At 73.3% G+C, this 21,774-nt stretch carries 20 protein-coding genes, 1 tRNA gene and 1 other RNA gene; 14 read left to right on the top strand and 8 right to left on the bottom strand.

The features are described from left to right. Nucleotides 1-167: 167 nt before the first annotated feature. Together VFN12_RS04550 and VFN12_RS04545 are read right to left on the bottom strand one after the other, a co-directional pair. Entirely contained in the window at nt 168-674 is a 507-nt protein-coding gene (locus tag VFN12_RS04550; RefSeq protein ID WP_325117410.1) for a LytR C-terminal domain-containing protein, read from the bottom strand. Nucleotides 675-677: 3 nt separating this feature from the next. Further along, nucleotides 678-974 (bottom strand): type II toxin-antitoxin system VapB family antitoxin, encoded by a 297-nt coding sequence (locus VFN12_RS04545; RefSeq protein WP_325117411.1) that lies wholly within the window; start codon nt 972-974, stop codon nt 678-680. 40 nt (nt 975-1,014) lie between these two features. Between VFN12_RS04545 and VFN12_RS04540 the strand changes: the two genes are divergently transcribed. Then, nucleotides 1,015-1,464 carry a nuclear transport factor 2 family protein gene (locus tag VFN12_RS04540; RefSeq protein ID WP_325117409.1) on the top strand — a complete coding sequence of 150 codons (450 nt, stop codon included), beginning with the start codon at nt 1,015-1,017 and terminating at the stop codon, nt 1,462-1,464. Between the two features lie 126 nt (nt 1,465-1,590). Here the strand turns inward: VFN12_RS04540 and eccCa are convergent, their stop codons facing one another. Then, nucleotides 1,591-5,595 carry a type VII secretion protein EccCa gene (gene eccCa, locus VFN12_RS04535; RefSeq protein ID WP_325117408.1) on the bottom strand — a complete coding sequence of 1,335 codons (4,005 nt, stop codon included), beginning with the start codon at nt 5,593-5,595 and terminating at the stop codon, nt 1,591-1,593. A gap of 126 nt (nt 5,596-5,721) precedes the next feature. Here eccCa and VFN12_RS04530 point away from each other — a divergent pair, with 126 nt between their 5' ends. Next, nucleotides 5,722-7,080, top strand: coding sequence for a hypothetical protein (locus VFN12_RS04530; protein WP_325117407.1), 1,359 nt, complete (start codon nt 5,722-5,724; stop codon nt 7,078-7,080). Nucleotides 7,081-7,098: 18 nt separating this feature from the next. Here the strand turns inward: VFN12_RS04530 and VFN12_RS04525 are convergent, their stop codons facing one another. Beyond that, complete coding sequence (locus tag VFN12_RS04525; RefSeq protein WP_325117406.1) at nt 7,099-7,671, bottom strand: hypothetical protein; 573 nt, start codon at nt 7,669-7,671, stop codon at nt 7,099-7,101. 243 nt (nt 7,672-7,914) lie between these two features. On the opposite strand from VFN12_RS04525, the gene VFN12_RS04520 reads away from it, so the two are divergent. The 7 genes from VFN12_RS04520 to VFN12_RS04490 all read left to right on the top strand — a co-directional run bounded on the left by VFN12_RS04520 (nt 7,915) and on the right by VFN12_RS04490 (nt 14,609). Next, a complete protein-coding gene (locus VFN12_RS04520; protein WP_325117405.1) occupies nt 7,915-8,229 on the top strand; it encodes a WXG100 family type VII secretion target in 315 nt (104 codons plus the stop codon). Nucleotides 8,230-8,253: 24 nt separating this feature from the next. After that, entirely contained in the window at nt 8,254-8,550 is a 297-nt protein-coding gene (locus VFN12_RS04515) for a WXG100 family type VII secretion target (RefSeq protein WP_325117404.1), read from the top strand. 84 nt (nt 8,551-8,634) lie between these two features. Then, complete coding sequence (locus tag VFN12_RS04510; protein ID WP_325117403.1) at nt 8,635-9,096, top strand: hypothetical protein; 462 nt, start codon at nt 8,635-8,637, stop codon at nt 9,094-9,096. After that, a complete protein-coding gene (locus VFN12_RS04505; protein ID WP_325117402.1) occupies nt 9,096-10,445 on the top strand; it encodes a hypothetical protein in 1,350 nt (449 codons plus the stop codon). Before VFN12_RS04510 ends, VFN12_RS04505 begins: the two co-directional genes overlap by 1 nt. 90 nt (nt 10,446-10,535) lie before the next feature. Continuing rightward, complete coding sequence (gene eccD, locus VFN12_RS04500; RefSeq protein ID WP_325117401.1) at nt 10,536-11,885, top strand: type VII secretion integral membrane protein EccD; 1,350 nt, start codon at nt 10,536-10,538, stop codon at nt 11,883-11,885. Between the two features lie 7 nt (nt 11,886-11,892). Then, nucleotides 11,893-13,350 carry a type VII secretion protein EccB gene (locus VFN12_RS04495; protein ID WP_325117400.1) on the top strand — a complete coding sequence of 486 codons (1,458 nt, stop codon included), beginning with the start codon at nt 11,893-11,895 and terminating at the stop codon, nt 13,348-13,350. Between the two features lie 5 nt (nt 13,351-13,355). After that, nucleotides 13,356-14,609 (top strand): S8 family serine peptidase, encoded by a 1,254-nt coding sequence (locus VFN12_RS04490; protein ID WP_325117399.1) that lies wholly within the window; start codon nt 13,356-13,358, stop codon nt 14,607-14,609. A gap of 15 nt (nt 14,610-14,624) precedes the next feature. Here the strand turns inward: VFN12_RS04490 and VFN12_RS04485 are convergent, their stop codons facing one another. The 4 genes from VFN12_RS04485 to VFN12_RS04470 all read right to left on the bottom strand — a co-directional run bounded on the left by VFN12_RS04485 (nt 14,625) and on the right by VFN12_RS04470 (nt 17,807). Next, nucleotides 14,625-15,524: a hypothetical protein gene (locus VFN12_RS04485; protein ID WP_325117398.1), complete on the bottom strand. Its 900-nt coding sequence runs from the start codon at nt 15,522-15,524 to the stop codon at nt 14,625-14,627. Nucleotides 15,525-15,689: 165 nt separating this feature from the next. Then, entirely contained in the window at nt 15,690-16,865 is a 1,176-nt protein-coding gene (locus VFN12_RS04480) for a PQQ-dependent sugar dehydrogenase (RefSeq protein ID WP_325117397.1), read from the bottom strand. Between the two features lie 37 nt (nt 16,866-16,902). Continuing rightward, nucleotides 16,903-17,538, bottom strand: a complete 636-nt coding sequence (locus tag VFN12_RS04475) for a chloramphenicol phosphotransferase CPT family protein (protein ID WP_325117396.1) — start codon at nt 17,536-17,538, stop codon at nt 16,903-16,905. Between the two features lie 181 nt (nt 17,539-17,719). Continuing rightward, a tRNA-Ser gene (locus tag VFN12_RS04470) sits at nt 17,720-17,807 on the bottom strand. A gap of 91 nt (nt 17,808-17,898) precedes the next feature. On the opposite strand from VFN12_RS04470, the gene ffs reads away from it, so the two are divergent. The 5 genes from ffs to VFN12_RS04445 all read left to right on the top strand — a co-directional run bounded on the left by ffs (nt 17,899) and on the right by VFN12_RS04445 (nt 21,771). Beyond that, an RNA gene (gene ffs, locus VFN12_RS04465) (signal recognition particle sRNA small type) lies at nt 17,899-17,989 on the top strand. 90 nt (nt 17,990-18,079) lie between these two features. Continuing rightward, complete coding sequence (locus VFN12_RS04460) at nt 18,080-20,128, top strand: DNA polymerase III subunit gamma and tau (protein WP_325117395.1); 2,049 nt, start codon at nt 18,080-18,082, stop codon at nt 20,126-20,128. A gap of 42 nt (nt 20,129-20,170) precedes the next feature. After that, the gene (locus VFN12_RS04455; protein ID WP_325117394.1) at nt 20,171-20,539 is read left to right on the top strand and encodes a YbaB/EbfC family nucleoid-associated protein; all 369 of its coding nucleotides are present in this window, start codon (nt 20,171-20,173) and stop codon (nt 20,537-20,539) included. 27 nt (nt 20,540-20,566) lie between these two features. Then, nucleotides 20,567-21,163 carry a recombination mediator RecR gene (recR, locus tag VFN12_RS04450; protein ID WP_325117393.1) on the top strand — a complete coding sequence of 199 codons (597 nt, stop codon included), beginning with the start codon at nt 20,567-20,569 and terminating at the stop codon, nt 21,161-21,163. Next, nucleotides 21,160-21,771 (top strand): DUF5063 domain-containing protein, encoded by a 612-nt coding sequence (locus tag VFN12_RS04445; protein ID WP_325117391.1) that lies wholly within the window; start codon nt 21,160-21,162, stop codon nt 21,769-21,771. The genes recR and VFN12_RS04445 overlap by 4 nt, the downstream gene beginning before the upstream one ends. Nucleotides 21,772-21,774: the final 3 nt, after the last annotated feature.

The raw sequence follows: 21,774 nt of genomic DNA, 5'->3' as shown, positions 1-21,774 counted from the left end.
GATCCTGGTGCCGGAGCGGCGTACCGTCCTGCGCCACGGCGACGACCTGCTGGTCGTCACCCCCCGCAAGCTGCGGGAGCAGACCGAGGAGCGCTTGCGCCAGGTGTCCTCGTCCGGGCGGCTCGCGCAGTGGCTGGGTGGCCGCGGGCGACGCGAGGGCACCTGAGCTAGGCCACCGGCGGGCTGCAGATCTCGGTCTCGCTCCTCACCCGCACCGACGGCAGTCCCTTGACGAGCTCGGTGTACTCGCTCCCGACGACGACCGTGACGCCGACGCCCGGCCCCTCCCGGTCGACCACCCGGGTCGAGGGCCCGAGCCGGCTGGCGACCAGGCGTGCGTCCGGCCCCGGGGGCGTGGGAGCCCAGACCGCGGCGCGGGCGACCCGGACGTCGCGCGGCGCGTTCCCGGTGTCGCCCTCGGCGAACCCGGCGTCCACGAGCTCGGCCATGGTGCGACCGGCCAGGCCGTCACGCTCGCTGGCGTTCAGGACGCTGACCGTGACCTGGGCCGGGAAGAGCTTCTCGCCGGGCGAGACGATGGTCGCGACGCACTTGGGCGGCGTGGTCTTCCCCGGAAAGGGCTCGGTCATCGCCGACCACCCCCAGAGGGCTCCGAGCGCGGTCACCGCCGCGAGGCCGGCGAGGATCGAGCTCGTCCTCGCGGCCTGCTGCATCACTCAGCCCGCCACCGGGTGGACCCGGGCGTGGAGCACGTTGCGCTGCTGGAGGGCGGCCCGCAGCGCACGGTGCAAGCCGTCCTCGAGGTAGAACTCGCCACGCCACTCGACCACGTGGGCGAACAGGTCGCCGTAGAAGGTCGAGTCCTCGTCGAGCAGGGTGTCGAGGTGCAGGGTGTCCTTCGTCGTCACCAGCTGGTCGAGCCTCACCTGGCGTGGCGGAACGGTCGCCCACGCCTTCGACGTCAACCCGTGCTCGGGGTAGGGGCGCCCGTCGCCCACCCGCTTGAAGATCACGCTCGCGACTATAACCAGCCGCCGGTCTAGGCTCCGCGCCATGAGTGGCAATCGTTACGCAGACGACCTCGAGCAGATCCGCCAGCTGAAGTACCGCTACCTGCGAACCCTCGACACCAAGCAGTGGGACGACTTCTCGGACTGCTTCGTCGCGGACGCCACCGCCGACTACGCCGGCCTGGCGTTCACCGACCGCGAGGCACTGGTCGACTACATGCGCACCAACCTCGGTCCGGCGATCGTCACGATGCACCACTGCCATCACCCGGAGCTCAGCGTCGACGGCGACACGGCCACCGGTCGCTGGTACCTCCACGACCAGGTGATCTCGGCGGAGTACGGGTTCAAGCTCGAGGGGGCCGCGTTCTACGAGGACCGGTACGTCCGCACCCAGGACGGCTGGAAGGTCGCCCACACCGGGTACGAGCGAACCTTCGAGGCGACGTACCAGCTCGCCGACCTGCCGGGCTTCGCCCTCAAGACTCGTTGAGTTGGGGATTCCCGCCCCTCGAGTCGGGGAAAAGTGTTCGGTCGCGCGCAGCAAGGCACAACTCAAGGGGCGGCAAGTCCGAACTCAAGGGTCACTTAGGCCCAACTCAACGGGGTGGCATCACAGCTAGACGGACGGGTCGGTCCAGGCCAGCTGTACGACCTCGCGGCCCCGGTCGCGGGACACCAGGCGGCCGCGGCCCGGGGGTGCCGGTGCGGGCTTGAGGTTGCCGAGCAGCGGCCCCTCGTCGGGGCTCCCGGAGAGCATCAGGCCCGGCATCGCCAGGTCGCGCAGCGACTGGATGACCGGTTCGTAGAGCGCGCGGGAGGCGCCGCCGGAGCGGCGCGCCACGGCCAGGTGCAGACCGACGTCGCGGGCCTGCGCGAGCAGCGGCTGCAGAGCGGCGACCGGGGAGCTGTGCTGGGTGGCGACGAGGTCGTAGTCGTCGACGAGCACGAAGACCTCGGCGCCCTGCCACCAGGACCGGTCGCGCAGCTGCTCGGGGGTGACGTCCGGGCCGGGGATCCGCTTCTCCAGGTAGTCGGCCAGCTCCTTGAGCACCGGGGCCGCCTGGGCTCCCGACGTGAGATAGTTCAGGAGGTACTCGTCGGGGACCTCGCCGAGCAGCGAACGGCGGTAGTCGACGATGACGATCTGGGCCTGCTCGGGGGTGCGGGTACGCATGATCTCGTGTGCGTACGTGCGCAGCAGGGCGCTCTTGCCGGACCGGCCGTCGCCGAAGACCAGCAGGTGCGGCTCGTGGTCGGCGTCGAGCCCGACCGGCGCCAGCTCCTTCTCGTTCACCCCCAGCAGCAGGAGCCGCTCCGGCAGGTCGGCGGAGGTGGCCTGGGCGCGGACTAGCTCGAGGTCGATACGCTCGGGCAGGAGGCGAAGCTTCGGTCCGGCCGGGCCCCGCCAGGCCGCCGCCACCCGCTTGACCAGGGCCTCGACCCCGTCGCCGAGCGTGGCGGTGTCCGGGCTCCCGTCGGCCCGCGGCAGTGCCCCGAGGAAGTGGTGCCGGCCCTGCTCCAGGCCCCGACCGGGCCGGGCGGTCGGCACGAGCGCGGCGACCTTGCGGTCGATCTCCGAGTCGGTCGGGTCGCCGAGCCGCAGCTCGAGCCTCGTGCCGAAGATGTCGCGCAGGGCCGAGCGGAAGTCCGCCCACCGGGCAGCGCCGACGACGAGGTGCAGCCCGAAGGTCAGGCCGCGCGCCGACAGCTGCTGGAGCTCGACCTCGAGGTCGTCGAAGTCGGCGCGCAGCGTGGACCATCCGTCGACCACGAGGAACACGTCGCCCCAGCCGTCGTCGGCGCGCCCCGCGGCGCGCCGGCTCCGGTAGGTCTCGATCGAGTCGATCCCCTGCTCGCGGAAGTACGCCTCGCGACGGTCCACCACCCCGCGAACCTCCGCGAGGATGCGCCGTACGACGTCGGGTTCCGCCCGGGTGCCGACGCCCGCCACGTGCGGGAGCGAGGACAGGGGCGCGAAGGTGCCGCCGCCGAAGTCGAGCACGAAGAACTGCGACTCGAGCGGCGTCGTGGTCAGCGCCATGCTGGTCACGATGGTGCGCAGCAGGGTGCTCTTCCCGCTGCGCGGCCCGCCCACCACGGCGACGTGGCCCGCCGCTCCGGAGAGGTCGACCGTCATCGTGTCGCGCCGCTGCTCGCGTGGCCGGTCGACCGTGCCGAGGGGGACCACGAGCCCGCCCAGCCGGCGCCAGGACGGGGAGGACAGTCCGAGCTCGGGGTCCTCCGTCAGGTCGGGCATCAGCTGGTCGAGGGTGTCGGGAACGTCCAGCGGCGGGAGCCAGACCTGGTGGGCCGACGGCCCGTGCCCGGCCATCCGGGCGACCGCGAGATCCAGCAGTGACGTCTGCTGCTCGCCCTGCCCGACCGGCTCGGGCTCGGCCGGTGCGGGCTCGGGTTGGGCCGGCTCCAGCACCTGCACCTCGGCGATCGTGAACGGCAGGATGCCCTGCACCTGGCCGCCCTCGTCGCGGCGGACCCGCGCCTTCCCGCTCGGCGGCCCGGAGACGTACGCCGCCTTGAACCGCACCAGGTTCGACTGGTCGGGCTTGAGGTACCCGAGTCCGGGCACGGGTGGCAGCTCGTAGGCGTCGGGGACGCCCAGCACCGAGCGGGACTCGCCGGCACTGAAGGTGCGCAGCCCGACCCGGTAGGACAGGTGCGACTCGAGGCCCCGCAGCCGTCCCTCCTCGAGCCGCTGCGAGGCCAGGAGCAGGTGCAGGCCCAGGGAGCGGCCGAGCCGGCCGATGGCCACGAACAGGTCGATGAAGGCCGGCCTGGCCGAGAGCATCTCGGAGAACTCGTCGACGACGATGAACAGGGACGGAAGGGGCGCGAGGTCCTCGCCGGCGGCGCGGGCCTTCTCGTAGTCGCGGACCGAGGCGTAGTTGCCCGCCCGGCGCAGCAGCTCCTGGCGGCGGATCATCTCGCCGGACAGGGCGTCCTGCATCCGGTCGACCAGGGTGAGCTCCTGCGCGAGGTTGGTGATCAGGGCCGACACGTGCGGCAGCTCGGACATGCCCGCGAACGTCGCACCGCCCTTGAAGTCGACCAGCACGAGGTTCAGGTGCTCGGGGGAGTGGGTCATGGTGAGGCCCATGACGAGCGTGCGCAGCAGCTCGGACTTGCCGGATCCGGTCGCGCCGATCACCAGCCCGTGCGGTCCCATGCCCTGCTGGGCCGACTCCTTGATGTCGAGGTGGACCGCCGCCCCGCCCTCGCCGAGCCCGATCGGCACTCGCAGCCGGTCCCGGGCCGGACGGTGACGCCAGGCCGCGGAGGGCTCGAAGGAGTGGACGTCGCCCAGGTCGAGCAGGTCCATGAGGTCGGCGGGACCGGTGATCTCGCCCGTGGAGCTTTCGGAGGGGCCGGCGGTCACGGTGTGCAGCGGGGCCATGCGCCGGGCGAACGCCTCCGCCGTCGCCAGGTCGCACTGGTCGGCCAGGGCCCGGATCGGCTCCTCGCGGACCCGCAGAGCGGTGACCGGCGCCTTGTCGTGCCGGCCGCGTGCGCCGTCCGGGACGAGGTCGAGCTCCAGCCGCAGCCGGGTGGGGTCCTCGAGCTCGTCCCAGCGCGTCGGCAGGTCGATCACGGTGACGCCGTGCAGCCCGTCGGGAGGGACGACGTGGTTGCCGGGGGGCAGCCGGGCCGCGTCGGTGACCAGCACGATGTGGGGGGAGGCCGGACGCTCCTCGGCGCCGAACCGTGGCCGGTCGTTGAGGTCGGGCGGCAGCAGCTCGGCCAGGTCGGCCAGCGACGTGGTGATCATCCGGCTCGGGCCCGCCGCGTCCGACTGCTGCGCGCTCTGGGCGTGCGGGAGCCACTTCAGCCAGTCCCAGTGAGCGAGGTTCTGCTCGGTCGCGAGCACCGCGACCACCAGGTGCTCGGGAGCGTGGAACGCCGCCGCCGAGCAGAGCATCGCCCGGACCAGGGCCCGGGCGGGCTCCTCCGGCCCGCACAGCTCGATCCGGTCGAAGGCGCGCAGGTCGATGCTGGCCGGCAGGTCGGGCTGCAGCCGGTGGACGACGAGCAGCCGGTGCAGCGCGGACGCGGCCGCGGGATCGACCTGGTCGATGGGGGCGCTCTCGGGCGGCACCAGCTCCAGTGACAGCGGCTGTGCGCAGACGCCGTACCGGACGTGCAGGAAGTTGGCGTCCGCGGTGCCGTGCTCCCAGACCCGGGACCGCTCCTCGGCGAGCGAGGGGAGGGCGGAGGGCTCCGGGTGGTGCCAGGTCAGGGCTCGACGCTGCTGGTCGGCGGCCTCACGCGCCACCTCGCGCACCCCGGAGAGGTAACGCAGGTACTCGGTGCGGGAGCCGGTGACCTGCTGCGTGCGCTGCTTCCGCTGCCGGTCCAGCTGGACGACGATGAAGCCGAGCGTGGCGAAGAGGAACATCCCCGCCGCGATGTAGCTGCGACCGCCCGTGCTCGACCCCATGGTGGCCACCAGGACGATCGAGCCGAGGCTGCCCAGCATGGGGATGGCGTTCATCAGCACTCCGCTGGCGCCCTCGTGCTGCTCGATCTGGGGCGGTGGCTGGAGCACGATCTGGCCGGTGGGGAGCTCGGGCTCGTCGAGCCGCGCGCCGCGCAGCGCCGTACTCAAAGGTGCCCCCCGGGGTCGATGGTCCGAGGCGATGATAGGCGGGCCGGATGGGGAGCGACTACCCTGCCGACGACGGCCGGCGAGTGGGAGAGACGGGCGAGCGAGGGGGTCGACGGGGTGGCAGGCGTGGGTCCCGCGGGCAGCCTCCCCGTCAGCGTGCACGGCCCGGTCGGCGTGCTCGACCTGCTGGTCCCGCCGGGGACCACGGGCGCCGACCTCGCCGGGGAGTACGCCGCCCGCGCGGGACTGCCGTCGATCCCGCTCATCTACACCCGCGTCGGCGAACCGGTCTCCCCGGACGCCAGCCTGGCCTCGGCCGGGGTGGACGCCGGCGACCTCGTCATCGCGACGACCTCGGTGCCGCGCCCGGGCACGCCCGCCGGAGAACCGGACGCACCACCGACACCTTCTCCGCCCGGACCCGCCGCGGTCCTCTGGTGCGCCGTCGCCGTCGCGGCGGCGGCGCTGGCCGGGTGGTCCGCCGCCCACGCCGACTCCGGGCTCACCCGCGCCGCGACCGTCGGCGTGCTCCTTTTCGCGGCGCTGCTGGGGGTGGTGCCGCTCGGCCGGTACGCCGCGCACCGCGCCCAGGCCGCCCCCGCCTTCGCCGCGGCCGCCGCGTTCATCGTGGTGTGGGACCCCGATCCGGCCCGGTTGCCCATGGTGGCCGGGCTGACCGGTCTCGCGGGTGCCGTGGCGGCCGCGATCGCCAGGGCGGCGGGCGAGGAGCTGGACGAGGGCCTGCGGACGTGGATCGTGGCCGGCTCGATGGTGTTCGTGACCACCGGGGCAGCCGCCCTCCTCGGGCTCGGACCCAGCGTCGCCTGGTCGGTGCTGCTGGTGGTCGGCGTGCTGGCGTCGCGGCTGGTGCCGGGCCTCGCGGTCGACGTACCCGACCAGCTGCTGGTCGACCTCGAGCGGCTCGCCGTCACCGCCTGGTCCGCCCGGGACCTGCCGCGCGGACGGCGCAGGAGGGCGGTGGCCTCACGGCAGGCGGTGGACGTGGTCGTGGCGCGCGGCGCGCGCATCGTGACGGCCGCCGGGGTGGCGATCGCCGTCGTGGCCGTCGTATCTGCCCAGATGCTGCTGGCAACCGCCACGGCCGACCTCGACCAGATCGGCGCCCGCTGCCAGGTCCTCGCGGCCGGCGCTGCCCTGCTGCTGGCCGGCCGGAGCTACCGCCACGCCGGGGCGCGCGTGGCCCTGCGGAGCGCCGGGCTGGGCTGCTGGGTGGTGCTCGCGGTGGCGGTGCTGCCGGAGTCGGCGCCGGAGCGCACCGCGACCCTCGCCGGGGTGGCGATCGGGCTGGCGTCGCTGCTCGTCGTCGTGGCGGTCGCCGCCGGTCGGGGCTGGCGCTCGGCGTGGTGGGCCCGGAGGGCCGAGGTCGCGGAGGCGCTCGGCGCGGCGGTCACCGTTGCGGCGCTCTTCGTGGCGACCGGCTTCTGCCGGACGGTCTGGGAGCTGACGTCCAACGTCGGCTTCTGAGCGGCCCGGGGAGCTCGGTCACTTCCACTGCCAGGTCGCCAGCACCGACTCGATGACCGCGGCGGTGGCCGCGCGCGAGCCGTCGAGGTCGAACCGCACGTAGACGACGGTGTCGTCGTGCACCGCGCCGTACGCCTCGAACCGCTGGCCCGGCTCGACCCTGCCCGCCAGGTGGAAGGCGGGCTCGCCGTCCAGGGTGGCCTGCGCCATCTGCCTCGGGGGGCGCCCGCGGGCGACGTTGCTGGCCACCACCCCGGCAACGGTCCCGAGATCGGTGGTCCCGACCGCCGGGAACTCGCCCAGCGTGATGGCGCTCCGGCTGCTGCCGCTCGCGTTGGCCGGAATCGTGCCCGCCAGCTCGTCGGCGACCTCGAAGCCCTTCGGGACGCGGTACGACGCGTGGGCGTTCGCCACGATCGGCCCGTCGGCGGGCGCGACCTCCTGCGACCTCGACGGCGAGCCGGAGAGGGTGGGATCGGTGTCGGGCTGGAGGCCGGGTGAGGAGTCGCCGCAGCCGGTGAGCACCGCCGCCAGCAGGCCGACCACGAGGTGGACGCGGACCTGCGGAAGCGGGGCGACGGACGCAGACATCGACCGGAGGCTAGCAAGGCGGGCGACACGGGTCGGCGTTGCCGCGCCGTCACCATTCGGGCGCCGGGGCGTTGCGTCTGTTGTCCGCAGGTTCTCGATGCCGATGTTTAGACCCGCTTGCGGCGGGTAGGGCATGGGAGCCGGACCAGACCACCTGGTCGGGCGATCAACGCTCAGCAGAGCAGGAGCAGCCGAGAGATCTCGAGCGGTGAGCAGCCGCCACGGGGAGAAGGGGAAGGCGACATGTCCGCAGCCGAGATGGGACAGGGCGAAGGCACACTCAGCAAGGGGGCGGCCCTGGTGGCCGACGCGAAGGTGGACTTCGACCGCATCAGCAGCAAGCTCGACGGCCAGATCCAGGGCCTGCGCGGCCGATGGCAGGGCGCGGGCGGTACGGCGTTCTTCACGCTGCACCAGGCCTGGACCGAGAAGCAGAGGGTCATCGTGCAGGCGCTCGACGAGTTCGAGAGCGCGCTGACCGCCACCGAGCGCGACAACGTCTCGACCGACGAGGCCCAGTCCGCCAACTACGCCCGCACGACCAGCCGGCTCGGCTGAGCCCGGACTCGAGGAGTGAACGAGATGAGCTTCGACGGACTTCGCGTCAACCACGCCGGCCTCGACACGGCGGCCCAGGACCTCTACGCCACCGTCAAGGAGATCGACGACCGGCTGAACCGGCTCGAGAGCGAGCTGGCGCCGCTGCGCAGCGACTGGGTCGGAAACGCCCAGCAGGCCTACACCACGGCCAAGGCCAGGTGGGACGCCGCCATCCTGGAGATGAAGGACCTGCTCAACCAGACGAGTCAGACCGTCCAGCAGTCGAACGCCGAGTACATGGCCGCCGACCGACGCGGCGCCAGCTCGTTCGGAGGCTGAACGCCCGCGTCCCGTGAGGGTCGGGGCCGGGAGGCGCCGACCCGCGGGAGCTACCGCACGCATCAGGGGAAGGACGACACCCAGGTGTTCTACATCGGCCCGGTGGTCCAGGCGCTGCAGGACCTCGACGTTGACCCCGAGGGGATCAACGCCGTCATCAGCGCGCTCAACGCCAACGCGCGCGAGCTAGACGACGGCTCGTTCCAGCGGCTGCACCTCTCTCCAGGGGCCTTCGGCGGGTCCGAGGCGGCTGCGGACCTGGGGTTCCACCACGGCAAGGCCCACCAGGTCGTCGCCGACACCATCCTCGGGGTCGTGGCGGACCTGACCCGGTTCCGCGACGGCGTCGAGCAGGCCGTCCGCCTGGTGCAGGCCGCGGACGAGAGCAACGCAGCCGACCTGCAGACGAAGCAGGCGGCGGTCCAGGTGCTGGTCGGCTCCTCCGCGTTCGCCGAGGCCGACCGCCGTGAGCAGGCATCCCGCAACGAGCATCTCGGCCCGGACACCACCGGCGGAGCCGGGTCCGTGAGCGGAGGTGGTGCCTGATGCCACGAGGACCACAGGAGGCACGCCTCGACCGGGCGGTGTCCGGCGCCTCGAGGTCAGCCATCCAGGCCGCGGAGGAGGAGTGGCGCAACGGCGCCAGGTCGCTCGACAGCGTCGCCATGGCGCTCGAGATGGCCGGCCCTCAGGTCATCGCGAACTTCGGCGGCACCCACACCGGGCCCGCGGCCCAACGTGCCTTCCAGCAGGTCGCAGCGAAGGTCCGCGCGCGCAAGGAGCAGATGGAGCGGGCGGCTGACGCCCTCGCCCGGGCCGACAGCGCGATGGGGCAGGCGCAGCAGGTCCACACCTCGCTGGGTGCAGTGCCGTCGGAGCCGGCCCGCCCCGACATCGCCCCCGGCACCAACGACGCCGACGCCGTCCGGCAGCAGCGGGTCTACTCCACCCAGCTCGGCAGCTACCACGCGGCGATCGCCGACCGCGAGGCCAGGGCCGAGGCCGCGGCCAACCAGATGGACCGGGTCTACCGTGACTCGACGGCGACGATGCAGCAGGTGCACGGGGAGCCGGACACCCGAGCCGGTGGCTCCGGCGCGCCCGGTGGCAGCGGGGGCGGGGTCCGGACGACGGGCGGCTCGACCTCCGGTGGCACCTCCGCGACCGCCACCGGCACCACCGGCGCCACGCACACTGGCCACCCGCCCTCCGGGGCCTCGACCACGGGCGGATCCCACGTCGTGGCGCCGACGGGAGCCACGCCCGCGGTGATCTCCGCCTCGGGAACCGCCCAGGACGGCGCCGTCCTCCCCGCGGTGTCCTCTGCTCCCGCGACCGTGGGGGCCGGCGGCTCGGTCGCGGCCACGAGCTCGACCGGCGCCGGTGCTGCGGCCGGTCTCGCGGGCGCGCTCGGGGGTGGGCTGCTGGGCGGTGCTGCCGGCATCGGCGGGGCAGTCCGTGGCGGCACGGCCGTCCCGGGCTCGGCCGGAGCCGCCTCACGCGCCGGGGGGACGATCGGCAGCAGTGCGCGCGCGGCCGCCGCGGGCACCCTCGGGCGCGGTGGCGCCTCCGCCGCCTCCGGGTCGACCGCCGCCGCCCCCCGCGCCGGAGCGACCAGCTCGGCAGCGAGGGCCGGTGCCCCCGGGGCCACCGCCTCCACCGGCCGGCCGAACGGGGCGACCACGGGCAACACCGGTCGTGCCACGGGCGGGCGTACGACGGGCGGGCGTGCCACGGGCGGGGCCGGCACCAGGCTGGGCCCGCGCGGTGCCGGGATCGCCGTCACCCGTGGCGGGCAGGGACGAGACGAGGACCGGCAGGAGCGGGACGACCTCTTCGAGTCGCCGCAGGACTGGGTCGACGACGAGGACGCTGCCCCGGGGGTGATCGACTAGGTCGGCTGACGCCCGGGGCTCCGTGCGCCGGGCGATAGCATGCCAGCGGTCCGCGTCGGGACCGTCCACGCCGAGTCCGGGGGAGGGTCGATGAGTCAGGCGCCGGCGAGCGCGTCCGGCCTGGTCCGGGTCACCGTCGCCTCGGGGACCCGGCGGGTCGACCTGGTGCTGCCGGGCGCCGTTCCCGTCGCCGAGCTGGTGCCCGAGCTCGCGCGCAGCGTCGGCCTGCTCGATCCGGTCACGGTCTACGCCGGCTACCGCCTCGTCACCCGGGACGGACGGCCGCTGGCCGGAGACGCCGGCCTCGCCATCCAGGGCGTCGAGGACGGCGGCCTGATCACAGTCACCGCCGGTGTGGACGAGGAGCCCCCGCGGGTCTACGACGACGTCGTGGAGGCCATGACCGACGTCGTCGAGCGGGAGCTGAAGCCCTGGCAGCCGGCGGCGGGACGGCGTACGGCGCTGACGGCGGCTGCCCTCCTGATGGCGCTCGGCGGGGTCGCCCTGCTCATCCAGGCGTCCACGCTCGCAAGCGTCGCCGCGGCGGTCGTCGCGCTGGCGCTCGTCACCGGAGCCATCGTGCTCTCCCGCGTCCAGCGCGAACCGGAGGCCTCGGTCGCCGTGGCCTGGATGGGGACGTTCTACGCCGCCGTCGCGGGCTTCATGCTCGCGCCCGATGGCCCGGTGTCGGCGCTCCCTGTGGCCTACGCCGGCGCGGGGGCGGCGATCGCCGGCCTGGTGTGCCTCGTCGGGCTCGGCGAGGGCAGGACGCTGATGATCCCGCCCATGGTCGTGGGCGCGATCTTCCTGGCCACCGGACTGATGATGCGTGCGATGCCGTTCGACCCCGCAGTGGTGCTCACCACCGCCCTGACGGTCGTGGTGATGGCCGGCAGCATCTTCCCCTGGCTGGCCCTGGCCGCCACGGGCACGACGGTCGACCAGCTCTACTCGACCCAGGACATCACCGCTGACCCCGAGGACGTCGACCCGGATCGGGTGAGTGCCGACGCCCGGGTCGCCCACCAGATCCTGGTCGCGGTGTCGGCGACGGTGGGCCTGCTGCTGGCGATCATCTCTCCGCTGGCGGTGACGCTCGGCCTCGCCGGCACCCTGCTGGCGATCGTGTGCTGCCTGGTCGTGATGCTCCGCACCCGCCAGTACCGCACCGGCTCGGAGGTGCTCGTCGGTCTGGTCTCCGGCCTCGCCGGCCTGCTCTCGGTCGCCGTCGCGCTGCTGTGGCTCTACCCGCAGTGGCGACCGGCCGCGGCGCTCACCCTGGCCGTGACCGGCGCCGTGCTGCTCGCGGCGACCCTGGTGCCGTCCACCCCGTCGGTGCGGCGCGGGCGGCTCGGGGACCTCGCGGAGAGTGTCAGCCTGCTCGCCCTGCTGCCCCTGCTCGTGGTCGCGACCGGGGTCTTCGCCACGATCCGGGGCTGAGCAGACGATGGCCACCAAGAAGGACCTCGTCGAGGCGTACTCGTTCAGCCGGCGGAGGCTGGTCACGGCCTTCGTCTCCGGTGCACCCGGAGGACGCGAGGTCGAGCCGGCCCGTCCCGGCCGGACCATCGTGGGCGGTCTCGCGCTCGCGGTGCTCCTCGTCGCGGGCGCGGCGATCGCCGGCATCTTCTCTCCGAGCGTCCCCGAGGACTGGGCCGACAGCCCCGGGCTGATCGTGTCCAGGGAGACGGGTGCCGCCTACGTCATCACCGAGGACGCGGTCGAGGAGGCGGAGCTGACGGCCGGGACGACCGAGGCAGACACCGGCCCGGTGCTCCGACCGGTCATCAACATCACCTCGGCGATGCTGATCCTCGGCTCCGACGTGACGCCCGAGATCGTGCCCCAGTCGGCCATCGACGCCGAGACCATCGGCGACGACATCGGGATCCTCAACGCCCCGGCCAGCGTGCCGACCGACGACCTGCTCATCGAGAGCGGCTGGACGGCCTGCACCGACGAGCGTCAGGGGATCAGGCTGGCGGTGGCGGAGTCGCCGGGGGTGGTCGATGCTCCCGGGAGCGCGTTCGTGGTCGAGAGCGACGGCTCCTTCTACGTCGTCGCCCTCGCCCGGCCCGAAGGCGGGGCGGAGCCACGCGCCTACCGGTACCGGCTCCCCGGCGACCGGGGCGTCCGCGACGACATCCTGGGCGACCTCGGTCTCGAGTTCAGCGCGAGTGCGCGGTCTGTGTCGCAGGACTGGCTCGCCCTGTTTCCCGCCGGCGGCGCCCTGGCCGCCGAGAGCTTCGAGCTGGGCGGTGTCGGTGACCCGGTGGACTACGCCGGCGACGGGACCGGTGTGCCCGCCGACGCCGAGGTCGGCGACTACCTCGACGGCGACGACGGGACGTTCGTGCTGACCGAGGAGGGTCCGGCGCCCCTCGACCCGTTCGCCCTCGCCGTCTACGCCAACCTGCCGGAGCCCGATCGGCCGCGGCTGCTGGAGAGCGACGACCTCCAGGTGGGTCGCGCCCTCGAGCCGTACCTCGCTGCCCACTGGCCCGACACCCTCCTCGAGCCGGTCTTCGGGGAGCACTGCGCCAGGCTCGAGCCGCGCCCCGGCCAGCCGCCCGTGGTCCTGCTCGGCACCGACCCGACCGAGGAGGCGTCCTCCGCCTCGGTCGACCCCGACGAGACCTCGGTCCGGGTCGACCCGGGCCGGGGTGCCTACGTGCTCTCCGGCGACTGGGACGACACGACCGACGGGTCGCCGTACCTCATCGACGCGAAGGGCAACGCCAACGCCCTGGTGGGGCTGGGCGCCGCCGACCTCCTGGGGTACGCCGGCTACGACGCGCCGGTGGTCCCCGACGCCTGGGTCGAGCTGTTCGGCGAGGGCGTCCCGCTCTCGCAGGACGCCGCCCTGTGCCCGCCGGATCCCGTCGTGGGGCGCACGTGCGACTAGGACGCGTGCTGGCGGCGCTGCCGCTCCTGGTCCTCGCCGGCCCGGCGCCGGCGGTCGCGGCCGCGGAGGGACCCGACTGCTCGGCCGTCGCTCCCGACGACCCGCCCGCCACGACCGACGCCGAGAGCCTGCCCCTCCGCCTGCTGGGCATGGAGGAGGCCGACCGCCTGTTCGCCCGGGCCGGACGGGCGCCGGGACGCGGGGTCCGGGTCGCCGTCCTCGACTCCGGGGTGATCCGTCGGCCCGGGCTGGTGGACGTGGTCCGGGGCCCGAACCTCGCGCGCAAGGACGAGCTGGTCTCCTACCACGGCTCCGCCGTCGCCGGCCTGATCGCCGGCGACCCGCGGCCTGACGGGAAGCCGGTCGGGATCGCCCCCGGAGCGGAGATCGTGGACGTCCGGGTTTATGACCAGGTCGCCCCCACCGACAGCAGCGAGGTCGGCGTCACCACCGAGGCTGTCGTCGACGGCCTGCGCTGGGTCGCGGCCAACGCGGCCCGACTCGACATCGGCGTGGTGAACCTGTCGGTCAGCGTGGAGCCGTCCGGGGCGCTCGCGGCCGCCATCCGCCGGGTCCGCGCGCGGGACGTCGTCGTGGTGGCGGCCAGCGGCAACCGCCCGGTCGACGACAGCGACCCGCTCTTCGCGGACTTCCGCGAGTACCGGCCGGGGGAGGACGCAGTCGGGGCCGTCTTCCCGGCCGGCTACCTCGACCAGGTGGTGGCCGTGAATGCGACCGCGAGCGGCTACCTCGTCGACGGGGAGCCGGGCGAGGTGCGCGACTGGGTCCTGCAGAGCTCGGCGACGGACGTGGCGGCGCCGACGTACCGCGCGGTGACGCTCGCCGCCAACGGCAGCACCTGTGTGCTCAACCAGGTGGCCACGTCCTGGGCGGCCGCCGAGGTGAGCGGTGTGGTCGCGCTGCTGCGGTCGTGGTTCCCCGACGAGAACGCCGACCAGATCGTGGCTCGCCTCGAGGCCACGGCCGACGGGACCCCGGACGCGCGGACGGTGCTGACCGGCGCCGGGGTGGTCCAGCCGGTGGAGGCGATGAGCCGACCCCTGACTGCGGACCGGTCGGGGCGTATCGAGCAGGCGGTCGCGGAGGAGACCGAGATCCCCCGGGCCACGGCGCCGGACCCGCGCACCGATCCCCTGGACCTGGTGCGCGACCAGATGGTCTGGTGGGGGCTGCTCGGCGGCGCCGCGCTGGTCCTGGCCCTGCTGCTGCGTCCCGTGCTCGCGCGCCGCCGCCGCTGATCCTCTCCGGGGTCGTCAGGCGACGGGTCCGGGCAGGTGCCGCGGTGGCGTGGGTGGATGGACGTGGTGGGCGACGCCGCGCACGGTGATGCCCACGCACACCGCGAGCACGACGAGGCCCGAGACGGCCAGCGAGACGGCGAGGTTGCTCGGCTCGAGCGGTGCCAGGCCGGCGTACGCCTGGGCCATGGTGGAACCGACGAGCAGGCCGTACCCGACACCGGCGATGGCGACGATCTCGAGCCGCTGGCTCTCGGTGAACTCCGCGATCACCAGCAGCAGGGCCAGCGCAGGCAGGACCTGGAGTGCGTGCAGGGTCAGGGCGTGGGGCACCTTCAGGGCGCCGGCGGCGCCGAACGTGCTGGCGCCCTCGGCGATCATCTGCACGCCGACGTTCTGGCTCACCAGCAGCAGCGCCAGGCCGAGCCGGATCGCCCACGCCAGGCTGGGCGGTGCGTCCATCGGCCAGAACGACCGGACCGTGAGGAAGATGGTCGTCACGGCGACGAACGCGACCATCGTCCCCATCAGGTTGAAGACCGCCGCGTCGAAGGGCGTCGACTCGTTGAAGTGCGAGGCCACGCCGCGCCACCGCTGCATCGTGATCAGGAAGACCTCGACGAGCGAGGCCACGGAGAGCACGCCGAGCGTGATCCATCCGGTGACCGTGCGCATCCGCATCAGTCCCGCGATCCAGCTGATGGTCATCAGCGTGATGCCGAAGGAGAGCCCGAAGACGATCGGCTTGCGCCACGACACCGGCCCCTCCCAGGCGCCTCCGTCGATGAGGTACACGAAGCCGTGGAGCACGCCGCTGACGAGCAGCAGCGCCGCGCAGGCGTACGCGAACTTCTGGTACGACGCCGCCGGCGTGAACCGCCCGGCGCGCAGGATCTCGTTGGTCACGGCACTCATGAGGCACTCCCAGCCGCGTCGGCCGGTCTGCGCTGGACGCGGCCAGCCGGCCGAGGCATCTCGATCCCTCCATGAAGCCGCAGTGGGCTCGGTGGGTCAATGGCCCGGGCGGTCGGTGTCGGCCTCGGGTGGACCAGTCCGGCCGCGTGCCCGGGTCGGCTGCGGCTACCCGTTGAACCGGATCCGCACCACCCGGCCCGGCCGGCCGTGGACCAGCACGTAGAGCGCGCCGGCGCTGCCGACCTCCAGGTCCACCGGCGAGCCGAGCCCGGTCGCGAACCGGGCCACCCGGTCCGAGCGGGGGTCGTAGCGGCGGACCCAGCCGTTGCAGAAGTCGGCGAAGAAGTAGTCGCCGACGAAGCGGGCGGGGAAGTTGCGCCGTGCCGACCGGTAGAACTCGCCGCCGGTGATCGAGCAGCCGGTGGATCCGGTGGTCCCGTGGCGGTACGCGAAGAGCGGCGGGATGAAGCGGGGGGAGTTCTCGGGTCCCTCCTCGGCCGGCCAGCCGTAGTTCCCGCCCCGGGTGAGACGATTGATCTCCTCCCAGGTTTGCGCGCCGACGTCGTTGACGAAGCCGCGGCCGGTCCGCGGGTCGAAGGCGAACTTGAAGGGGTTGCGCAGCCCCCGGGCCCAGATGGCGCGGTTGCGGCCGGTGGTCCGGTTGAAGAACGGGTTGTCGGCCGGGATGGTGCCGTTGCGGTTCAGCCGCACGATCTTCCCGAGCAGGGTGCGCAGCGACTGCGCTTGTTGCTGTCGCGCGTTCTCGCCGTGGGAGACGTACAGCTTCCCGTCGGGTCCGACCTGGACCGTCCCGCCGTTGTGGTTTCCGGCGCGCAGGGCGTTGAACCGGAACAGCGTCCGCTCGCTGCCGGGGGCCAGCCGGCCGTTGCGGACCGTCACCCGGACCAGCCGGTTGTGGAGCGGCTGGGTGGGGGTTGCCCGGTGTGTGTACTCGAGGAAGAGGTGGCGGTTGGTCGCGAACCGGGGGGCCACGGCGATCCCGAGAAGTCCGCGTTCACCGTCGTCGTTGATCTTCCGGCTGAAGTCCAGCAGCGTCCCCACGGTCCCGTTCGTACGCCGGTAGCGCACCACGCCGCTCTTGAGGGTGACGAAGAGGCGACCGTCCGGCGCGAAGGCCATGTCGGTGGCGCGGGGCAGCCGCCGCATCACCGCACGCTGGGTGAACCCGGGCGGGACGATCCGGGCGGCCGGTGCCGTCGGGGCCATGGCGCCGGGTCGCGCGGGTCCGGCGGCCGTCGAGGTGGAGGGCGCAGCTGTGAGCACGGCGGCCAGCAGGACCAGGCTCAGCAGGGCGGTGGGGACAGGCTTCCGGATGGACATCGTGAGCTCCTCGGGGTGCCGCGGCCTGCGCTCGACGCTACCCGGATCGGCCCTCCGGCACCACGCGTGAGGTGAGGGCCGCGAGCACCTGGTCGACGCACGACCGGGCGTCGTCGCTGCCGGTGTCGACCACGACGTCGTACTCGCAGAACTGGTGGACGACCGCGGCCAGCCCGCGCGCCCTGCCCAGGACTCTGTCGCCCCGGGAGGCCTCGCGCTGCTCGAGGATCTCCACCGGGCAGACCACGCCGACCGTGAACACGTCGAGCCCGTCGAAGCTGCGACGGGTGCTGTCGTACATGTCGCGGTCGTGCAGGACGTGGTCGAAGATGACCGGGCTCCCCGCGTCGACGAGGGCGCGCACCGCGGGCGCCATCCCGTCGATGAGCGATCGGAACACGGGGCCGAAGACCGCGGTGACGCTGCGTGGTTCACCGGGGGCGGAGGTGATGGCCATGCGTACGCCGTCGGCGGTGAAGCGGTCCTGCTGCGACTGCTCGGCCGTGTCGGCTCCGCGGTAGTAGCGCTCGGCCGCGGTGAAGATGAAGTCGTCGAAGCCGATGCAGAGGTAGGGATGGTCGGTCCCCGCCTGCAGCCCCCGGCAGAGCGTGGTCTTGCCCGCGCTGGACGGACCGTTGACCAGGATCACGTCCGGCCATCGCGTGCTCGCCATCGCCTCCCTGCCCTCCGTCCGCTGACCCGGCATGATCCGCCGACAGCCCATCATCTGCAACCGGGGGTGCGCGGCGACGCCGGCCTCGAGGGATGGTGCTGCCAGACGATCCGGGTGCAGGTCGAGTACCTGCCCCGGACAGGGCGAGCCTCCGTCGGGCGGCCTCCGGGTGCGAAGGCAATGGCGGAGGATGCGGGATTCGAACCCGCGAGGGCGTTAACCCAACCCGCTTTCCAAGCGAGCGCCATAGGCCACTAGGCGAATCCTCCGCCGAGGAGAGTACCTGTCGGCTCACGGGCGGGTGAAATCCGGCCTCGCCCCGCGTTGGCGCTCCCGGGCCGCTCACCTACACTCGTCCGCAACCCCCCGCGTGGCGGCATCTTGCCGAACTCCCCCAGGGCCGGAAGGCAGCAAGGGTAAGCGAGCTCTGCCGGGTACGCGGGGGGCCTTTTCACGCCGGGTGCGCGCACACGGGGAGCCGCGGAGTCGTGGCCCGGGCCGTGCGTTACCACGTGTCGGAGCGGATGGTTAGGGTTCAGGCGTGGAGTCACCCCTCGCGCTGTACCGGCGCCACCGGCCCGAGACGTTCGCGGACGTCATCGGGCAGGAGCACGTGACCGCACCCCTCCGTGCCGCGCTCGCCAACAACCGGGCCAACCACGCCTATCTCTTCTCCGGCCCTCGCGGCTGCGGCAAGACCACCTCCGCGCGGATCCTCGCCCGGGCGCTCAACTGTGAGCAGGCGCCGATCGCCGATCCGTGCGGCGAGTGCGACAGCTGCCGTGACCTCGCGCGAGACGGGTCGGGCTCGATCGACGTGATCGAGATCGACGCGGCCTCCCACGGCGGTGTCGACGACGCCCGCGACCTGCGCGAGAAGGCGTTCTTCGCCCCGGTGAAGAGCAGGTACAAGGTCTACATCATCGACGAGGCCCACATGGTGACCACGCAGGGCTTCAACGCCCTGCTCAAGCTCGTCGAGGAACCACCGCCCCACCTGCGGTTCATCTTCGCCACCACCGAGCCCGACAAGGTGCTGCCGACCATCCGGTCCCGCACCCACCACTACCCCTTCCGGCTGATCCCGCCGCGACTGCTCTCGGCGTACCTCTCCGAGCTGTGCGAGAAGGAGGGCGTCCCGATCGAGCCGGCCGCGCTGCCGCTGATCGTGCGGGCCGGTGGCGGGTCCGCGCGCGACAGCCTGTCGGTGCTCGACCAGCTCCTCGGCGGAGCCGGTCCCGAGGGCGTCACCCACGGGCTGGCGACGGGGCTGCTCGGCTACACCCCCGACTCCTTGCTCGACGACGTGGTCGACGCCTTCGCGGCCGTCGACGGCGCCGCGGTGTTCGAGGTGGTCGACCGGGTGATCGAGACCGGGCAGGACCCACGCAGGTTCGCCGAGGACCTGCTGCGCCGGCTGCGCGACCTGGTCATCGTGGCGGCCGTTCCCGACGCCCCGGCCACCGGCCTCATCGACGTCTCCGTCGACCAGGGCGAGCGGCTGGTGGCCCAGTCCGCCCGGTTCGGCGGCGCCGAGCTCAGCCGTGCGGCGGACCTCGTCGCGGCGGGTCTGACCGAGATGCGGGGCGCGACCGCGCCACGTCTGTTGCTCGAGCTGATCTGTGCACGCGTGCTGCTGCCCGGGGCCGACCACGGCACCGACGGGCTGATGGCGCGGATCGACCGCCTGGAGAAGCGCGCGGCGATCAGTGGCGGCGCGCCCAGCCAGGCCGCCACGACCACCGCGCCCCCGCCTCCCGGTGAGCACCCCGTCGAGCCCGTCGCCGAGGCGAGCGCACCTCCGGCGGCGCGTCCGGAGCCGACCCCTCCGGCCGCCCAGGCCCCCGCCCCGGAGAGGCCGACGCCGCCCCCGCCGCCGCGGCAGCCCGAGGCCCCGGTCGAGCCACCGGCTCTGACCCAGGGCGCCGAGGCGGCTCCGGAGGGTGGGCTGACGCTCGTCGAGGTACGCCGCCTGTGGCCCGACATCGTCGAGGCGACCAAGCTCCGCCGCCGGGTGGCCTGGATGCACCTCACCCAGAACTCCCAGGTCATCGGTGTCGAGGGCAAGACCCTGGTGCTCGGCTTCACCAACGCCGGCGCCCGTGACTCCTTCGTCAACGGCGGGTGCGACGAGATCCTGCGCCAGGCCGCCATCGACGTCGTCGGGATGGACTGGAAGGTCGACGCGATCGTCGACCCCGGCGCCCGCCCCGACGCGTCCACGCCACCCGCTGCCGGCGCGGGTTCCCCGGGACCGGCAGCGGCCGAGAGTGCGAGCCCGGCCGGGCCGCCGTCCTGGGCGGCCGACGAGGAGCCCGCCGCACCCGCGGGAGCCGACGGCCCCGCGCCGGGCTCGGCGCCGCCCTCCGCTCCGGGCCAGGGCCCACGGACAGCCGGCCCCGACGCGGTCGCCGCCGCCCGTGGAGCCATCTCCCGGACCAGGCCGAGCGCGCCGGCGGAGGACCCGCGTGCCCGCGACGCCGACGCCCACCCCGACGACCCCGACGCCGACGGCGACGCGGTCGACACCACCGAGCTGCTCCAGCGCGAGCTGGGCGCGCAGGTGATCGAGGAGACCCGCAACCAGTGACCACCCACCACGAGACCATCCCGATGACAGAGTGAGGCGACCATGACCCAGAACCCGTTCGACGCGCTGGGCGGTGGCGGAGCCGGCGGAGGGGGCTTCGACATGAACGCCCTGATGCAGCAGGCCCAGCAGATGCAGCAGCAGCTCCAGGACGCCCAGGCACGACTGACCGAGACCACGGTCGACGGCACCGTCGCCGGGGGCGCCGTCACCGTCACCGTCAACGGCGTCGGCGACCTGACGGGCGTGCAGATCAAGGCCGGCGGGTTCGACGGCAGCGACGCCGACGACCTCTCCGACCTCGGCGACATGATCGTCGCTGCCTACCGTGACGCCAAGGCCCAGGCCGACGCGCTGGCACAGGAGGCGCTCGGGCCCCTCGGTGGTGGCGGTCTGCCCGGGCTGGGCTAGCGGTCCGGGCCGGATCGCGAGGTCGCGGTGTACGAAGGCATCGTCCAGGACCTGATCGACGAGCTCGGGCGACTGCCCGGCGTCGGTCCCAAGAGTGCGCAACGGATCGCGTTCCACCTGCTGCAGGCCGAGCCCGCCGACGTACGCCGCCTCGCCGACATCCTGGTCGAGGTCAAGGCCAAGGTGAAGTTCTGCAACGTGTGCTTCAACGTCTCCGAAGACGACCAGTGCCGCATCTGCCGCGACCCGCGCCGCGACGCCACGGTGCTGTGCGTGGTCGAGGAGTACAAGGACGTCGTGGCCATCGAGCGCACCCGCGAGTTCCGGGGCCGCTACCACGTCCTGGGCGGGGCGATCTCGCCGATCGACGGCATCGGCCCCGACCAGCTGCGGATGCGCGAGCTGATGACCCGCCTGGCCGACGGCACGGTCACCGAGGTCATCCTCGCCACCGATCCGAACCTCGAGGGCGAGGCCACGGCGACCTACCTCACCCGATTGCTCAAGCCCATCGGGTTGCGCGTGACGCGGTTGGCGAGTGGACTGCCGGTAGGCGGTGACCTCGAGTACGCAGACGAGGTCACCTTGGGGAGAGCGTTCGCAGGGAGGCGATCGGCAGAATGAACGAACCGGACACGAGGGGGCCGCAGACGCTCGACGGCGAGACCCGGGAGTTCGCCCAGCAGATCGCCGACCAGGTCGAGAGCTTCCTGATCGCCCTCCAGGCCATCGCCCGCGAGGGTGACGTCGGTCGAGCCATCTCGCTGCTCCTGCTGGAGATCAGCCAGGTCTCGCTCGCGGGCGCCCGCCTCGGGGCACAGCGCGACTTCGCGCCGCGTGCCGAGTACCAGCCCGACGTCGGCCCCGAGCCCGACATCGACGAGATGCGGCTGCGCCTGGCCAAGATGCTCGACAGCATCGACACCTACAGCCTGGTGTTCGACCCCTACGTCCCCGAGCTGGTCGAGAGCCAGCTCTCCGACGACCTCACCAGCATCGCCACCGACCTGGAGAACGGCTTGCGCCACTACCGGCTCGGCAACGTCGACGAGGCGTTGTGGTGGTGGCAGTTCTCCTACGTCTCGTCCTGGGGCAACCTCGCCGGGGCGACGCTCAACGCGCTGCTGTCCGTGGTCGCGCACGATCGCCTCGACGCCGAGATCGAGGGCGAGGAGGAGCGCGTGGCCGCGGCCAATGAGATGCTCGAGGCCGACCCGTCAGGGCCCCGGTAAACT

This window comes from Nocardioides sp. (genome assembly GCF_035703625.1).
GTDB lineage: Bacteria > Actinomycetota > Actinomycetes > Propionibacteriales > Nocardioidaceae > Nocardioides.
This window is presented reverse-complemented; position numbering and strand designations above follow the sequence as displayed.

Bases quoted from the DNA above. Each gene is read 5' to 3' on its own strand.
- VFN12_RS04480 (WP_325117397.1), bottom strand. From the start codon at position 16,865: ATGTCCATCCGGAAGCCTGTCCCCACCGCCCTGCTGAGCCTGGTCCTG.
- eccD (WP_325117401.1), top strand. From the start codon at position 10,536: ATGAGTCAGGCGCCGGCGAGCGCGTCCGGCCTGGTCCGGGTCACCGTC.
- VFN12_RS04445 (WP_325117391.1), top strand. From the start codon at position 21,160: ATGAACGAACCGGACACGAGGGGGCCGCAGACGCTCGACGGCGAGACC.
- VFN12_RS04485 (WP_325117398.1), bottom strand. From the start codon at position 15,524: ATGAGTGCCGTGACCAACGAGATCCTGCGCGCCGGGCGGTTCACGCCG.
- VFN12_RS04520 (WP_325117405.1), top strand. From the start codon at position 7,915: ATGTCCGCAGCCGAGATGGGACAGGGCGAAGGCACACTCAGCAAGGGG.
- VFN12_RS04525 (WP_325117406.1), bottom strand. From the start codon at position 7,671: ATGTCTGCGTCCGTCGCCCCGCTTCCGCAGGTCCGCGTCCACCTCGTG.
- VFN12_RS04550 (WP_325117410.1), bottom strand. From the start codon at position 674: ATGCAGCAGGCCGCGAGGACGAGCTCGATCCTCGCCGGCCTCGCGGCG.
- VFN12_RS04505 (WP_325117402.1), top strand. From the start codon at position 9,096: ATGCCACGAGGACCACAGGAGGCACGCCTCGACCGGGCGGTGTCCGGC.
- VFN12_RS04475 (WP_325117396.1), bottom strand. From the start codon at position 17,538: ATGGCGAGCACGCGATGGCCGGACGTGATCCTGGTCAACGGTCCGTCC.
- VFN12_RS04495 (WP_325117400.1), top strand. From the start codon at position 11,893: ATGGCCACCAAGAAGGACCTCGTCGAGGCGTACTCGTTCAGCCGGCGG.
- VFN12_RS04515 (WP_325117404.1), top strand. From the start codon at position 8,254: ATGAGCTTCGACGGACTTCGCGTCAACCACGCCGGCCTCGACACGGCG.
- VFN12_RS04540 (WP_325117409.1), top strand. From the start codon at position 1,015: ATGAGTGGCAATCGTTACGCAGACGACCTCGAGCAGATCCGCCAGCTG.
- VFN12_RS04455 (WP_325117394.1), top strand. From the start codon at position 20,171: ATGACCCAGAACCCGTTCGACGCGCTGGGCGGTGGCGGAGCCGGCGGA.